Consider the following 14941-nt stretch of genomic DNA (forward strand, 5'->3'; position numbering starts at 1 on the left):
CTTTCGAGGACTACTCCCGGGATGCGGCGAGCAGGACGAACCGTCCGTCCGGATCCACCCATTCGTGCCGGACCACGAATCCCGCGTCGGCGAGTTCCTGCGAGATTCCGACGAGGCGGAACTTCGCGGAGATCTCGGTCCGGATCTGCTCACCCTCGGCGAAGGAGATCTGCAGGTCGAGGCCCGGGATCGTCACGTCCATCGCCTCGGTCGCCTCGAGGCGCATCTCGATCCACTCGTTCTCCGGGTCCCAGACGGCGCGGTGCACGAACCGGGCGGGATCGAAGTCGGCGCCGAGCCGGTCGTTGAGCACCCGCAGGACGTTCCGGTCGAACTCCGCCGTCACGCCGGCCGCGTCGTCGTAGGCGGCGATCAGGGTGTCGCGGTCGATGACGAGACCGGCGCCGAGGAGCAGCCACTCGCCGGGATGGAGGATCGCGGCCGTCCCGGCGAGGAACTGTGCGCGTTCGCTCGGGACGAGATTGCCGATCGTGCCGCCGAGGAACGCGATCGCGCGTTTCCCGCCGGCCGGCAGATGCGTGAGCGAATCGGTGAAGTCGCCGACAACCCCGTGCACCGTCAGGTTCGGATACTCCGCCGCCAGCCGGGTGACGGCCGACCGCAACGCCGGTTCGGAGACGTCCTGCGGCACGTAGGTGTGGAGATACGGTTCGAGGGCGTCGAGCAGCACGTGCGTCTTCTCGGACGACCCGGAGCCGAGTTCGACGAGCATCTCGGGGCGGGCGGCATCGGCGAAGTCGGCGGCGTGCTGTCGCAGCAGTGCGAATTCGGTGCGTGTCGGATAGTACTCGGGCAGTCGCGTGATCTCGTCGAACAGTTCGCTGCCCCGCGCGTCGTACAGCCAGGTCGGCGACAGGTACTTGGGATCGGACGTGAGTCCGCGCCGTGCGTCCTCGCGCAGTTTGGCGTCGAGGTCCTCGGGGCGCAGATGCACGTCGACGATCACGGTGAACCGACCTCCAGTGGTGAGACGATGAGTTTGCCCGGCATCGCGGCGACGAGATGCCGGTCGGGTACGGGTTTCCAGCGGCTGTCGTCGTCGAACGGTTCGGACGCCACGATCGCGACCTGCTCGTCGACGAACGTCCACAGCGAGTGGTACCAGGCGGTGGCCCAGATCCCGGATTCGTTGCACAGCAACATGTTCAACCGTGATTCCGGTGCGAGTTCCAGCACGTCGTGGACGAGTGAGATCAGCGCCGGCTCGGGATCGGCCGAGCGCAGACGCGACTGGAGCAGGAGCCACAGCGTGGCAGCATCGGTCGGTGATTCGAGCTGCAGCAGTTCTGCGACGGGAAGCGCGCCGGCGAGGGTGACGAGCGATCCCGGCCAGCCCCGGACGACACCGTTGAGACTGAACGCCCACCGGTCGCCGGAGAAGGGCGCGGCCGCCGACCGTTCGACGGGCATCCCCTCGGTGGCCGAGCGGGTCGCGGCGACGACGGTGCGCGACCGTATCGATGTCAAGCCTTCACCGACGAAGGGATCGGACCAGATCGGCAACGCCGACCGGTAGCGCCCGAAGGTGCCCTCGGCACTCCACCATCCGACACCGAATCCGTCGGCGTTGATCGTGCCTCCCCCACGCATGTCGGTGGGCGCCCACGACTGGCGGAGCAGCGAGTTGGTTCCGGTGGACAGCAGTGCCGCGACGTTCGTCTCCGGCCCGATGTACGCCAGATGTCTACACATCGCCCGTCCCGTACGCGACGCGGAGCCCGGAGAAGATCTGACGGCGGATCGGCAGATCCCAGTTGCGGAAGGTTCCGCGGCACGCGACCTCGTCGGTTCCGAACGAGCCTCCGCGCAGAACCCGGTGTCCGTCGCCGAAGAAGACCTCCGAGTACTCGCGGTACGGGAACGCGCGGAAGCCCGGATAACCGGTGAACGGTGTGGACGTCCACTCCCAGACGTCGCCGATCAGCTGGTGCACCCCGAGCGGTGACGCTCCCTGCGGATACGCGCCGACGACGGCGGGACCGAGATGACGCTGACCGAGATTCGCGTGGTCGGGACCGGGATCCTCGTCGCCCCACGGGAATCGGCGGCTGAGCCCGGTGGCCGGATCCCAGCGTGCCGCCTTCTCCCATTCGGCCTCGGTCGGAAGACGTCCACCGGCCCAGCGGGCGAACGCCTCCGCCTCGTGGAAGCACACGTGCACGACCGGCTCGTCCGGGTGCAGAGGCATCGTGCGGCCGAAGGCCGTTCTGCTCCATCCGGTTTCGTCGCGACTCCAGAACTGCGGGGCCTCGAGACGGGCGTCGAGGCGGTGCTGCCAACCTGCCTCGCTCCACAGTTCGGGCCGCTCGTACCCGCCGTCCTCGACGAACCCGAGGTAACGGCGGTTGGTGACGGGCACCGCGTCGAGTTCGAACTCCGGCACCTCGACGACGTGTGCCGGGCGCTCGTTGTCGAGGGCCCACGGATCGGTGGACGTGCCCATCTCGAATGCGCCGGCGGGGATCCGGACACGTTCGGTGTCGCGGACGGTTCCGGTGCGCGGCGCTTCCGGCGCGTCGAGCAAGGGTGGACCCTGCCGTAACTGGTGCGTCGCGAGCATCGTCTCGCCGTGCTGCTGTTCGTGCTGCGCGACCATCGCGAAGACGAAACCCTCGCGGGTCAGATCGTCGTCGAATGCACTGTCTTCGAGCACATCCCAGGTGAGCTCGCGGACGGCACGCGCGTAACGGCGGGCGGCGTCGGGGTCGAGCAGCGGCAGCCCCGTGCGGGTCGCGCGGGGATGCCGGAACGCGTCGTAGAGATCGTCGATGTCGCCGCGAACCGCAGGGCGCCTGCCCGCGACCCGCACGAGCCAGCGCTCCTCCTGGTTGGCGATGTGCGCGAGATCCCACACCAGCGGGCTCATCAACGGCGAATGTTGTGCGGTGAGATCCTGTTCCGGCACGGAGGCGAGTACCTCGGTGCGGGCACGCGCCCGCTCGAGGTGCCGCCTGAGCGCAACACGAGCAGGTGTCACCGCACCTCCTCACCCGGCGCCAGACCGCGCAGGCACCGTGCCGCGGCCGCGTCGAGCGCCGCGGTGAACCGCATGTCGCGGGAGGACTCCGCCGCGAGCGAGAGCAAACCCGCCGCGGCAGCACGCAATTCGAGCGAGGCGAGACCGACGCGGGCCGCCTCGGACCACTGGTCGCGCACCGGCGCGGCGATCGCGCACGCCTCCGCGGAGACCTCGGGCGCCGACAGCAACGCCTCGAGAGCCGCGACGGGCACCTGCCACGACTCGGCCGGCTGGGCGTCGAGATAACGCACCTCGAGATGCCCGCACGGACGAACAGGCGGGAACAGCGTCGTCATGTGGTAGTCGAGGTCGTCGATGGTGGGTCGACGGTGGATGTCGGCGTCGAGCTCGCCCGCGAGCCACGCCGCGAAGGTGGCGCCGGGCGGTGCGTACCATTCGGGCATTTCCGAACGCACGCAGGTCAGCGGTGCGTCGAGCACCCATGCGGGGTAGTCGGCGGGATGGTCGACGTGACCGAGGGCGGGATCGAGTTCGAGCCACGTGCGCATCCGCTGCGACGCCCAGTCGCCCTCCGGAGCACCTCGCAGCCGGGGCGAGCACGCGAAGGCCGCGATCATCGCCGGGCCGATGGCGTGGAGCAACTCCCAGCGCTGCACCACCTCTGCCTCGTCGCGTCCCGCGTCGACGGAAACCTGTATGGACGCAGTGCTGTTCATCATCAACCGGCCCATCGGGCCGATCCGGTCGTAGCGGAGTTCCATCGCTCCGTAGCGCGGGGTGCGCAGCAGACGGTGGGGAGGCCGCACCTCGTCGGCGGCGCGGTCGAGCATGGTCACCGACCGGCGGGCCAGCAACGCCCGGAGCATGCGGAGGTCGGCCGTGAGCCGATCGCACACCTGCCGTGCCGAAGTGCACGGCACGCTCGACAGCTCGATCTGACCACCCGGCTCGACGCTGACCGCGCTGCCCGACGGCAGGGGACGGGCCGACGACGACGGCGCTACCGTGCGCGGCGCGTGGGGCCCGAGGGCCTCGACGAGCCTCGTGAGTTCGGGACGCGATTCGGTGCCGTCGGCCCGCGCGGTGAGCCATTCGAGCTCGACCCCGATCAGCCTGGGGATTCCCAGCCGGAATGCCCTGCTGCGGACGTGGTCCTCCGCTGCTGCTCGGGAGCCGAGGTCCTTGCGGGCACGGGAGGCTGCGGCATCGACTGCCATTGCCATTCGTCCACCCCCTCGGCCGGTGCGCCAGGTCTGCGGTCGAGACTAACCCGCCGGGGGACACGACGCGCGGATAACGCACCGGTGCGTGCGCGAGCGCACTCCACCGGGCAGGCTCGACCCCGACGATACGGACGACGGAGGAGGTGAGCGGCCCGTGCTGGACCTCCAGGCGGCCCGACGCGACACACCGGGATGCTTCGACCGGGTCTTCCTCGACAGCGCCGGCTCGTCGCTGCCCCCGGCACCGGTGCTCGAGACGATGCTCGCGCACCTGCGCCGCGAGGCCGAGATCGGCGGGTACGTGGCGGCCGACGAACGGCTCGACGACCTGACCGCCGTGAAGACCTCGCTCGGCCGCCTGTTCGACGTGCCGGAGACCTCCCTCGCGCTGTCCGACGGCGCCTCGCGGGCGTGGACGTCCTTCTTCTACGCGGTGCCGCTGCGACCCGGCGACCGCATCCTGATCTCGCAGGCCGAATACGCCGCAAACGCGATCGCCGCGCTGCAGCGCGCGCGGGCGACCGGCGCCACCGTCGAGGTCGTTCCGTCCGATCCGTCCGGCCGCGTCGACGTCGAGGCGCTCGAGGGGATGCTCGACGAACGGGTGCGGCTGGTGTCCGTCGTGCACGCCCCCACCAACGGCGGGCTCGTCAACCCGGTGCGGGAGATCGCCGACGCCGCGCACGCGGTCGGGGCGCTCGTGCTGCTCGACGCGTGCCAGTCGGTGGGGCAGCTGCCGGTGAGCGTGCCCGAACTCGACGTCGACGCACTGTCGGGCACCGGGCGCAAGTGGCTCCGCGGGCCGCGCGGCACCGGTTTCCTCTACGTGCGGCCGCGCCTGGTGAGCGAACTCGAACCGGCCGTTCTCGACCTGCACAGCGCCTCGTGGACCTCGGCCGACAGCTACGAACTCGCTCCGGACGCCACCCGCTTCGAGATGTGGGAGGCCGGAGTGGCGGCCCGGCTCGGGCTCGGCGCGGCCGTGGACTATCTCCTCGATCTGGGTGTCGACGCCGTGGCCGAGGCGGTGGCCTACCGGGCCGGGCACGTGCGCGAGGGGCTCGCGGGCATCGACGGCGTCACCGTCACCGACCTCGGCGAGCAGCGCAGCGGCATCGTCTCGTTCACCGTGGACGGCCGCGACCCGCGGGAGGTCCGCGACGCCCTGGCCGAGCGGTCCGTGACGGTCACGGTCAGCAGCCGCAGTTCGACGCTGCTGGACATGACCTCGCGCGACCTGCAGTCGGTGGTGCGGGCGTCGCCGCACTACTTCGTCTCCCCCGCCGACGTCGACAGGTTCCTCGCCTCGGTGCACGACATCGCCCGGTCGTGAAGCTCACGCGCGTCGACGACAGGGCTGTTTGTCCCTGATCGACGTCGTCCGGTAAAGTGGTTCGAGTTGTCTCGGCGAGGGTGAACCGCAATATCGCTGGATCACCGTGATCGACGCGGCTGCGACGGAAGCAATGTGCTCCCCGGTCGCACGTGTCGGATCCGTTCGTTCGAGAACACCCGACCACCAAGTGCCACCAGCGTAGGAGCCGTCACATCATGTCCGACGAGAATCGTCTCGTAGCCAGCGTCCGCACCGAGTTCGGCAAGGGTGCCGCACGCCGCGCCCGTCGCGCCGGCCAGGTCCCCGCCGTCCTCTACGGCCACGGCACCGAGCCCCGGCACCTCGCCCTCCCCGACCTCGAGTTCGCAGCCGTGCTGCGTAACCACGGCACCAACGCCATCCTCACCCTCGACGTCGACGGCGAGGATCAGCTCGCGCTGACCAAGTCGGTCGTCGTCCACCCCATCCGTCGCTACATCGAGCACGCCGACCTGCTCGTCGTGAAGAAGGGCGAGAAGGTCACCGTCGAGGTGCCCGTCGTCCTCTCCGGTGAGGCCGGCTCCGGCACGCTGGTGGTCAACGAGGTCAACACGATCAAGCTCGAGGCCGACGCCCTGAACATCCCCGAGGAGATCACCGTCTCGATCGAGGGCGCCGAGGCCGGCACCCAGATCCTGGCCGGTGGCGTCGAGCTGCCCGCCGGCGCGACCCTGCAGGACGATCCCGAGCTGCTGCTCGTGAACATCGTCGAGGCTCCCTCCGCCGACGCCCTGGAAGGCGCCGAGGGCGAAGAGACCGCAGAAGAGGCCTCCGAGGAGGCCTGAGCCTTCACCGGCTCCCTGTGAAGTCACTCGTGCGGCGCGTCATCCCTTCGGGGTGGCGCGCCGCACGTCGTTCGAATGCACGGAAGGATCAGTTCGTGGGCGACGACGCCGCGCTCGTGGTCGGTCTCGGCAACCCCGGCCCGAAGTACGAGAACACCCGGCACAACATCGGATTCATGGTGGCCGACGTGCTGGCCGGACGCGTCGGCGGCAAGTTCTCCGCGCACAAGCGCAGCAACGCCGACATCGTGCAGGCCCGGCTCGACGGGCGGCAGGTGATCATCGCGAAGCCGCGCACCTACATGAACCTGTCCGGCGGTCCGGTCGCCTCCCTGGCCAAGTTCTTCTCGGTCGATCCCTCGAACGTAATCGTCCTACACGACGAACTCGACCTGGACTTCGGCACGATTCGGCTCAAGCTCGGCGGTGGCGAGAACGGGCACAACGGCCTGCGGTCGACCTCGTCGGCGCTCGGCACCAAGGACTACCTGCGGGTCCGGATGGGCATCGGCCGCCCTCCCGGCCGCCAGGATCCCGCCGACTTCGTGCTCAAGCCGTTCTCGGCGACCGAACGCAAGGAGCTCGACGTGTGGTGCGAGGAAGGCGCCGACGCCGTCGAACTGCTGCTGAGGCTCGGCCTCGAGGGCGCCCAGAACCGCATCCACTGACCGCCCGCCTCCGCCGAGGCCGGCGCGGTCGCAGCGGCGTCGCGTGGCGCGGTGCTCAGGCCCGCGTCAGCAGTGCCAGCGAGGTGCCGCGACGCAGCTTGCCCGAGGAGGTCTTCGGGATGCTGCCGGGACCGAGTACCGCGACCGTGCGGGGCCGCACGCCCACCTCGGCGACCACCGCGTGCACGACGTCGTGTTCGATGCGGCGCACCTCGTCGGGGTGGTCGAAGAGTTTGGTCTCCACGGCCACCGCGAACGATTCGCGCTTGTCCCCCGCGTCGAGCCGGATGGCGACGGCGTTGCCGGGACGCACCCCGTGGACGGTCCCCGCCGCTCGCTCGATGTCGGTGGGATAAATGTTGCGGCCGCCCATGATGATGACGTCCTTCACCCGGCCGCACACCACGACGAGACCTTCCTCGGTGAAGTAACCCACGTCGCCGGTGTCGAGCCAGCCGTCGGCGTCCTGCGCGGGTACGGGTCCGTCCACGGTGAGATAGCCGTGCGTGACGGCCTCGCCGCGCAACTGGATGATGCCCACGCCGCGGGGTGGCAGCACCTGTCCGTCACGGCCGACGACCCGGCCCTCGAGACCGGCCACGAGACGGCCGAGGGTGGGCATGCGGCGCGTGTGGGTGCGGTTGGTCGGCACGGCCATCCCGCCGGCCTCGAGCAGGTCGGGGTCCACCACGTCGAGCACCACCCCGCGTCCCGGATCGGGGACCGACACCGCGAGCGTGGTCTCGGCCATCCCGTAGGAGGGCGCGAGGGCGGACGGGTCGAGACCGAAGCGCTCCCCGGCCTCCGCGAGGGCCTCCATCGTGTCGGGATCGACCGGCTCGGCGCCGTTCCACATCCAGCGCATCGACGACAGGTCGAGCGCACCGTCCGGCGCCTGCGACAACTTCCGGGCCAGCAACGAGTACGCGAAATTCGGTGCTGCGGTGAGCGTTCCGTGATACTTGCTGATCAGTTCCGCCCACAGGATCGGAGAGCGCAGGAAGTCCAGCGGCGTGACCGACACGACCTCGGCGCCCACCTGCATGGGGACGCTGAGGAAGGCCACCATGCCCATGTCGTGGAACAGCGGCAGCCAGCTGATCATGACGTCGTCGTCGAGCGAGAACTTGACGCGGTCCATCATCGCCGTCGCGTTGGCGTAGAAGTTGCCGTGCGTGATCCGCACCGCCTTCGGCGAGCCGGTGGACCCGGACGTCAGCTGCTGGAGCACGATGTCGGACTCCGCCGTGTCGACGGGATCGACGGGCCTCCCCTCCCGCATCCGCTCCACGGTGACGACGGAGATGCCCCGCTCGCGCAGCAGCGGCTCCGCGATCTCGAAGGGTGCGCCGAGCACGACGGCGCGGGCGTCGATCATCCGCAGGACCACCTCGGTGTCGCGCGACCACATCTGCAGGTCGGTGCGCGGCGTGGGCTGGTGCAGCATCGTCACGCTTCCGCCGCGCATCCACACGGCCTGGCAGACCGGTGCGATGTCCACCGGTTGTCCTGCGAGGACACCCACCGCGTCGCCGGGTCCGATACCCGCCGCGGCCAGTGCGCCGGCCATGCGGCGGGCCTGCCGGTGGATCTCTCCCCAGTTCTGCCGCAACGGCGTATCCGGTTCGCCGGTGACCAGAGCCCCGGTGTCCGACTCCGCCGTCGCGTACATCTCCTCGGTGAACCTGCTCACGACCCGCTCCTCGTCCGGTGGTGCACGACCTCGATCAAGATCCGGTAGTTGCACATCAGCGTGCGCCGTCGAGTGGTCGGTATGGGGCGGCCTCGGGGAAACGTGATCGAATCTGGCGGAAATCGACACCGAATCGCCGAGTAACATGGACGAGTTGGCGGCGATAGCGCCCCTACTCCCTGCCCCCTTCGAGAGGTTTTTCCCGTTGAGCACCCCGCACGCTTCGGCCGACAGTCAATCCACCGGCACGACGGAGCCTGCGCAGTCCTCCGGCACAGCGAAGCCCGGGGCCGCGAAGGAGGTCAGAGCCGAAGCCGAGCGCAGACGCACCTTCGCCGTCATCTCCCACCCCGACGCCGGTAAGTCGACGCTCACCGAGGCGCTCGCCCTGCACGCGAAGGTCATCTCCGAGGCCGGCGCGGTCCACGGCAAGGCCGGCCGCAAGTCGACGGTCTCCGACTGGATGGAGATGGAGAAGGCCCGTGGCATCTCCGTCAGCTCCACGGCCCTGCAGTTCAACTACACCCGCTCGGACGTCGCGGGCACCGACGACGAGGTCGTCAACGTCGTCAATCTCGTCGACACCCCCGGTCACTCCGACTTCTCGGAGGACACCTACCGCGTCCTCACCGCCGTCGACGCCGCCGTCATGCTCATCGACGCGGCGAAGGGTCTCGAGCCGCAGACCCTGAAGCTGTTCCAGGTGTGCCGCCACCGAGGCATCCCCGTGGTCACCGTCATCAACAAGTGGGACCGACCGGGCCGGACGCCGCTGGAACTGCTCGACGAGATCGACGAGCGCATCGGCCTGATGCCGACTCCCCTGTTCTGGCCCGTGGGCATCGCCGGCGACTTCCGCGGTCTGCTGCGTCGCGGCGAGGACGGAGACGCGGCCGAGTACATCAAGTTCACCCGCACGGCCGGTGGCGCCAAGATCGCGCCCGAGGAGCATCTGTCCCCCGCCGAGGCGCTCGCCCTCGAGGGCGACACCTGGGTCGAGGCCGCCGAGGAGTCCGAACTGCTGTCGTCCAACGGCCAGGATCACGATCAGGAATTGTTCCTCGCCGGGCAGACCTCGCCGGTGATCTTCGCGTCGGCGATGCTCAACTTCGGTGTGCGGCAGATCCTCGACACCTTGGTCACGCTCGCACCGCCACCGCGTGCCCGTCTCGCCATCGACGAGACCGCTCGCGAGGTCGACGATCCGTTCAGCGCCGTCGTGTTCAAGGTGCAGGCCGGCATGGACACCGCCCACCGCGACCGGCTCGCGTTCATGCGTGTCGTCTCGGGTGTGTTCGAGCGCGGCATGGTCGTCACGCACGCGCAGACCGGTAAGCCCTTCGCCACCAAGTACGCGCTGACGGTCTTCGGCCGCGAACGTTCCACGGTGGAGAACGCCTATCCCGGCGACGTCGTCGGCCTGGTCAACGCCACCGCGCTGGCGCCGGGCCATACCCTCTACGTCGACAAGAAGGTGGAGTTCCCGCCCATTCCGTCGTTCGCGCCCGAGCACTTCGCGATCCTGCGGGCCGAGAGCGCCTCGAAGTACAAGCAGTTCCGCAAGGCCGTGGACCAGCTCGATTCCGAGGGCGTCGTGCAGATCCTCCGCAACGACGTCCGCGGCGACGCGTCGCCGGTGATGGCGGCCGTGGGTCCGATGCAGTTCGAGGTGGTCGCGGCGCGGATGAAGGCCGAGTACAACGTCGACCCGAAGATCGAGCATCTCGGCTACTCGCTCGCGCGTCGCACCGATGCGGCTTCGGCCGACGAACTGAACCGCCAGCGCGGCGTGGAGGTGTTCACCCGGTCGGACGGCGTGCTCCTCGCTCTCGTCAGCGACAAGTGGCGGCTGCAGTACATCCTCAAGGAGTTGCCGGAGCTGACTCTCGAACCGTTGGTCGCGGCGACCGACTGAGCGTCCCGGCGACGCCGGACGGGTAGTGCGTCCAGCGGATTTTACTGATACTTTCCCTTTCGTCGATCCGACGTATTCGGGTGGAATCAGGAGTTGTGTCGATGAACGACGACGTACCGGCCGCAGCCGGTGAGGACCTGTCGTCCGGTGGGACGGCGGATACGAGCAGGCGATCCGGACGCGCGAAGCGCTCGGGCACCTTCGTCTACCCGCTGCCGAGCACTCCTCTTCCGAGCAGTACCCCGCTGACGAGCACGCCGGATCCCGGAACACACCGCATGAGCGTGGGGGATGCATCGTCGCTCGAAGGTGACCCGGCCGGCGGGGTGGGCGCCGGCAATTCCGAGGAAGGAACGACCCTGGTGAGCAGCACCGGCACGAACGGCTCCGCGAGTGGGCCCGCCACCACCACGACGACCCCGACGGCCACCGAGAGCCTGGGCACGATCACCGCACCGGGTCCGGTCCCGTCACGGCGCAATTCGATGGGCGTGGCGTCGGTGCGTATCGCCGCGCGACTCGCACAGAACGAACTGACCTCCCGCGACTCCCGCAGCACCGGAGCGCACGGCGACCCGCGTAGCACCGGATCGCACGGCGACCCGCGTAGCACCGGATCGCACGGCGACCCGATAGCGGACAACGATGAACTGCTCACGCTGCTCGGCGAGTACCTGCTGGCCGGTGGACTCGAGAAGCCCGAGATCCACGCGACCCTCGGTGGGCAGCCGATCGTCGTCGACCTGCAGGTACCGCAGCGTCACGCCCGGTAGAGGTCACGCCCGGTAGAGACGGGCAGGTCGCGGGTTATCCGTCGCCGAACAGTGCGGCGATCGCCGCCGGATCGACGTCCTCGAGCGTCGCAGGCGACCACTGCGGGTCGCGGGTCTTGTCGACGAGCACGGCGCGCACACCTTCGATGAAGTCCGGCGTCGCGGCGACGCGCACGGCGACGTCGAGTTCGCGGGCGAAGCATTCCTCGAGCGTGCTCTCGGCACCGCGTCGCATCAGTTCGGCCGTGGCCCACACGCTCGTCGGCGACAACGACCGCAGGGCCGTGCGAGTCTGCTCGGCCCACTCGGCGTCGATGTCGGCGAGGCTGTCGAGGCGGGTCACCATGTCGAGCACCGTACCGTCGCCGAACACCGTCTCGATGTCGGGGAAACGCTGCGCCAGGGAGGATTCGGGGGTCGGTTCGACGAACTCGTCGAGGGCGTCGCGCCACTGCCCGGCTCGGATGCGGTCGGCGAAGTCGTCGATGCGGGCACTGGGCACGTAATGCGTGGCCAGGCCGACGGCCAGCGCGTCGCCGGCATCGATGCGGGCGCCGGTGAGTCCGAGATACATCCCCACCGCATCGCACCGCGCGGTGGTGCCGCGCAGGCGCGGGAGGAAGTGGCTCGACCCGATGTCGGGAACGAACCCGATGGCCGTCTCGGGCATGGCCATCGTGGTCTTCTCGGTGGTGACGCGCACCGCGCCGTGCACCGAGATACCGAGCCCGCCGCCCATCGTGACGCCGTCGAGGACCGCGAGATACGGCTTCGGGTAGGTGGCGACCAGCTCATCGAGGCGGTACTCGTCGGCGAAGTACTCGCGGACGGTGTCGAAGCGCCCCTCGAGGGCCAGCTCGCGCACCGGCTTGACGTCGCCACCGGCGCAGAACGCGCGGTCGGACGTGCTGGTGACGAGCACGGCCGTGACGGCCGGGTCGTCGCGCCAGGCGAGAAGCGACGAGCGGATGTCGCGGATCATCGACCGGTCGAGCGCGTTGAGCGCACCGGGACGGTCGAGTTGCACTTCGCCGACTCCGTTGGCGACGCGTGTGCGGATGAAGGACTCGTTCACGGGCGGGAGCCTACCGGTCGCGGGCGACTCGTCCCGGCCACGCGACACGTCACGGATGAAGTTCCTCGGTGACCCACCGGTCCCCCGCACGCCGGTAGCGATACCGCAGGTGCCGCCGGCCGGGATCCGCCTGCCAGAACTCCACGGCCTCAGCGGCGACGCACCACGCCGTCCAGTGCGGCGAGACGAGGTCCGGATCGTGTTCGAGCGCGGTCAGGCGTTCCCGTACGAGGTCGTCGTACTCGGCGGAATCGGTGAGGACCTCGCTCTGGTGTCCCGTGGATGCGACGGCACGAGCGAAGACCGACCGTTCCCGGAAGTCGCGGGCACACACCTCGGGTGGGCCGGCCAGGACGGGTCCGCGCACGCGTACCTGCCGGCCGAGTTCGCGCCAGTACACGGTGAGCGCGGCGGCCGGTGTCGCGTCGAGCTGGCGGCCCTTCGGGGAACGGTCGTCGCCGGAGAACCACCAGCCGTCGTCGGTGACGTCCTTGATCAGCAGCATGCGCGCGTCGGGCGTCCCGGACGGGTCGACGGTCGACAGGGTCGCTGCGTGCGGCTCGGCGACGCCGGCCTCGGTCGCCTCGGTGAGCCAGCGGAGGAAGGTCTCCTGCGGCGTCTCGGCCGGTGCGAACGGCGGCGCGGACGCCGTGACGGTGGGCAGCGCCCGGATCCAGCCGCGGGTATCGGGAAACTCACTGCGACGCGCGATCTCACTCATCGCCGCATGGTACCGATTCGGGAGCTCACTCCCGAGGTGGCGGCAGCTTGCCGGTCAGCGGGCCGACGAGCATCCAGCGATGCCCGAAGGGGTCGAGCAGGGTGGCGTTGCGATGACCGTGGGCCTCGTTGATCCACCTCTCGACCGAACCGCCGGCCAGACGGGCGCGGGTGAGCACGGTGTCGGTGTCGGCCACCTCGAGCATCAGGCTCACCGAGACCGCCCCTTCCTGCGGCGCCGTGAGTCCGAGTTCGGGGAATTCGTCTGCGAGATAGATCATTCCGCTGGGGAACCGCAGTTCGGCGTGCCCGACGCGACCGTCGTCCATGACGACCGGTTCGGCGGTCAGCGAGGCTCCGAAGACCCGGGTGTACCACTCGATCGCCTCGTGGGCCCGCGGCACCGTCAGATAGGGCAGCGCCCCCGGACGGGGAAAATCGCCGGAACCCTCCGAGACCATCTCGTCGTTCCCGCTCAGGACGCTTTCGGTTGCTGCAGCAGCGCCCATCGATTGGTCGTCAACCGGACCGAAGGCGAGTCGCCCATGCATGTGACCGTCTCCCAGTTGCGTTGATATCCGGTGCGGCTGATCCGCCAGCATCCGTCGTCGCCGAGGCTGTACCGATCGTGATAGTAGGCCGAGCCGCGCAACATCATCCCGTCCTCCGGGATGATCACGGTGTCGGACAGCAACCACACCCCGGTGGCGCTGCGGCCGTCGTCGGCGATGTCGATCTCGGGATGGGAACAGGTGTGCTCCGTGATCAAGCGCGTTCCCAGCGTGTTCTCGAGGAAACCTATGAAGGCGTCGCGTGAGTCGAAAACGAGATGCTCCCCGTAGACGGCGTGTGCGTCGGGGGTGAGGGTGTTCGCCAACTCGTCCCAGTCCTTCGTGTCGAGCGCTCGCGCATAACGGTATTTGAGCCGCGTGATCTCCGCTACCGCCTGCACATCCATCGTCGGCCTCCCATTGGCGCCCCCCTGCGAGTATTCGCATTCCAGGCTAGCCCGGACGACCGGCGCAGACGGCCGGAATCACACTGTTACCAGGCAGCATTCGATCGCGATTCGGTCACGGGAGGGCGTGCCGGTCACGACTCGGGACGACGCAGCGCGCGGATGGTCGCGTCGACGACGAGTTCGGCGTAGTCGTCGTCGACGTTCTGGTCCGGGGTGGCCAACGCGAACAGGGCATGACTGAGCACGGTGCCGGTGACCATTTCGAGCAGCAGCGTCGCCGAGGTGTCGGCGGGAAGTTCGCCGCGCTCGACGGCGCGGTGCACGATCGTGCGCGCCGCGAGCACGCGGCTGCGGTTGAGGGTGTGGATCAGCCGGGCGAGCAGTTCGGGGTTGGCACGGGCGTCGAGCGCGACGCGCAGGCTCACCAGGCCGGGGGTGGTCCGGTAACCGCGCAACAGCTGCCGGGCGAGTTCGACGAGATCGGATCGGAGCGCGCCGGTGTCGATGGGCACGGGCAGCGGGCTGCGCGCTTCGAGGGCCTGGACCAGCAGGTCGTCCTTGCTCGACCACCGGCGGTAGAGGGCGGCGCGCCCCACCCGCGCGCGTCGTCCGACCGCGTCGAGCGTGAAACCACGCCAGCTCGTCTCGGAGTACACCTCGAGCACGGCGTCGAACACGCGGTCCTCCAGGTCGGCGTCGCGGGGGCGTCCGCGGCGGCGCGGTGCGGGTGCTTCGGTCACGTCGGGAAAGTG

At 69.5% G+C, this 14941-nt stretch carries 15 protein-coding genes; 5 read left to right on the forward strand and 10 right to left on the reverse strand.

Annotation, left to right across the window (positions count from 1 at the left end; translation table 11 throughout):
- Positions 1-10: 10 nt before the first annotated feature.
- Genes egtD through egtA form a run of 4 tightly spaced genes read right to left on the reverse strand, consistent with a single transcriptional unit; the run spans position 11 to position 4224 of the window.
- Positions 11-967 (reverse strand): L-histidine N(alpha)-methyltransferase, encoded by a 957-nt coding sequence (gene egtD, locus BLV31_RS20520; protein ID WP_006553842.1) that lies wholly within the window; start codon positions 965-967, stop codon positions 11-13.
- On the reverse strand, positions 964-1713 hold the full coding sequence (egtC, locus tag BLV31_RS20525) for an ergothioneine biosynthesis protein EgtC (RefSeq protein ID WP_064060587.1): 750 nt from the start codon (positions 1711-1713) through the stop codon (positions 964-966). The genes egtD and egtC overlap by 4 nt, the downstream gene beginning before the upstream one ends.
- A complete protein-coding gene (egtB, locus tag BLV31_RS20530) occupies positions 1706-2998 on the reverse strand; it encodes an ergothioneine biosynthesis protein EgtB (RefSeq protein WP_039584572.1) in 1293 nt (430 codons plus the stop codon). Before egtB ends, egtC begins: the two co-directional genes overlap by 8 nt.
- Positions 2995-4224, reverse strand: coding sequence for an ergothioneine biosynthesis glutamate--cysteine ligase EgtA (egtA, locus tag BLV31_RS20535; RefSeq protein ID WP_037216302.1), 1230 nt, complete (start codon positions 4222-4224; stop codon positions 2995-2997). Before egtA ends, egtB begins: the two co-directional genes overlap by 4 nt.
- Before the next feature lie 154 nt (positions 4225-4378).
- Between egtA and BLV31_RS20540 the strand changes: the two genes are divergently transcribed.
- From BLV31_RS20540 to pth, 3 genes are all read left to right on the forward strand, one after another.
- A complete protein-coding gene (locus tag BLV31_RS20540) occupies positions 4379-5557 on the forward strand; it encodes an aminotransferase class V-fold PLP-dependent enzyme (protein ID WP_006553838.1) in 1179 nt (392 codons plus the stop codon).
- A 218-nt stretch (positions 5558-5775) separates the two neighbouring features.
- Positions 5776-6384 carry a 50S ribosomal protein L25/general stress protein Ctc gene (locus BLV31_RS20545; protein WP_006553837.1) on the forward strand — a complete coding sequence of 203 codons (609 nt, stop codon included), beginning with the start codon at positions 5776-5778 and terminating at the stop codon, positions 6382-6384.
- A 95-nt stretch (positions 6385-6479) separates the two neighbouring features.
- The gene (pth, locus tag BLV31_RS20550) at positions 6480-7052 is read left to right on the forward strand and encodes an aminoacyl-tRNA hydrolase (protein ID WP_006553836.1); all 573 of its coding nucleotides are present in this window, start codon (positions 6480-6482) and stop codon (positions 7050-7052) included.
- A 55-nt stretch (positions 7053-7107) separates the two neighbouring features.
- On the opposite strand, the gene BLV31_RS20555 is transcribed toward pth, so the two are convergent.
- A complete protein-coding gene (locus BLV31_RS20555) occupies positions 7108-8745 on the reverse strand; it encodes a fatty acyl-AMP ligase (protein WP_064060586.1) in 1638 nt (545 codons plus the stop codon).
- Positions 8746-8950: 205 nt separating this feature from the next.
- On the opposite strand from BLV31_RS20555, the gene BLV31_RS20560 reads away from it, so the two are divergent.
- Together BLV31_RS20560 and BLV31_RS20565 are read left to right on the forward strand one after the other, a co-directional pair.
- Positions 8951-10660, forward strand: a complete 1710-nt coding sequence (locus BLV31_RS20560; RefSeq protein ID WP_064060585.1) for a peptide chain release factor 3 — start codon at positions 8951-8953, stop codon at positions 10658-10660.
- 95 nt (positions 10661-10755) lie between these two features.
- Complete coding sequence (locus BLV31_RS20565; protein WP_064060584.1) at positions 10756-11433, forward strand: hypothetical protein; 678 nt, start codon at positions 10756-10758, stop codon at positions 11431-11433.
- Between the two features lie 34 nt (positions 11434-11467).
- Here the strand turns inward: BLV31_RS20565 and BLV31_RS20570 are convergent, their stop codons facing one another.
- The 5 genes from BLV31_RS20570 to BLV31_RS20590 all read right to left on the reverse strand — a co-directional run bounded on the left by BLV31_RS20570 (position 11468) and on the right by BLV31_RS20590 (position 14929).
- A complete protein-coding gene (locus BLV31_RS20570) occupies positions 11468-12508 on the reverse strand; it encodes an enoyl-CoA hydratase/isomerase family protein (protein ID WP_019288763.1) in 1041 nt (346 codons plus the stop codon).
- Positions 12509-12557: 49 nt separating this feature from the next.
- On the reverse strand, positions 12558-13229 hold the full coding sequence (locus BLV31_RS20575; RefSeq protein WP_064060583.1) for a pyridoxine/pyridoxamine 5'-phosphate oxidase: 672 nt from the start codon (positions 13227-13229) through the stop codon (positions 12558-12560).
- A 25-nt stretch (positions 13230-13254) separates the two neighbouring features.
- Positions 13255-13689, reverse strand: a complete 435-nt coding sequence (locus tag BLV31_RS20580; RefSeq protein ID WP_024103221.1) for a VOC family protein — start codon at positions 13687-13689, stop codon at positions 13255-13257.
- Between the two features lie 14 nt (positions 13690-13703).
- The gene (locus BLV31_RS20585; RefSeq protein WP_024103220.1) at positions 13704-14186 is read right to left on the reverse strand and encodes a nuclear transport factor 2 family protein; all 483 of its coding nucleotides are present in this window, start codon (positions 14184-14186) and stop codon (positions 13704-13706) included.
- A gap of 134 nt (positions 14187-14320) precedes the next feature.
- Entirely contained in the window at positions 14321-14929 is a 609-nt protein-coding gene (locus BLV31_RS20590) for a TetR/AcrR family transcriptional regulator (protein ID WP_024103219.1), read from the reverse strand.
- Positions 14930-14941: the final 12 nt, after the last annotated feature.

It is taken from the genome of Rhodococcus pyridinivorans, assembly GCF_900105195.1.
Lineage (GTDB): Bacteria > Actinomycetota > Actinomycetes > Mycobacteriales > Mycobacteriaceae > Rhodococcus > Rhodococcus pyridinivorans.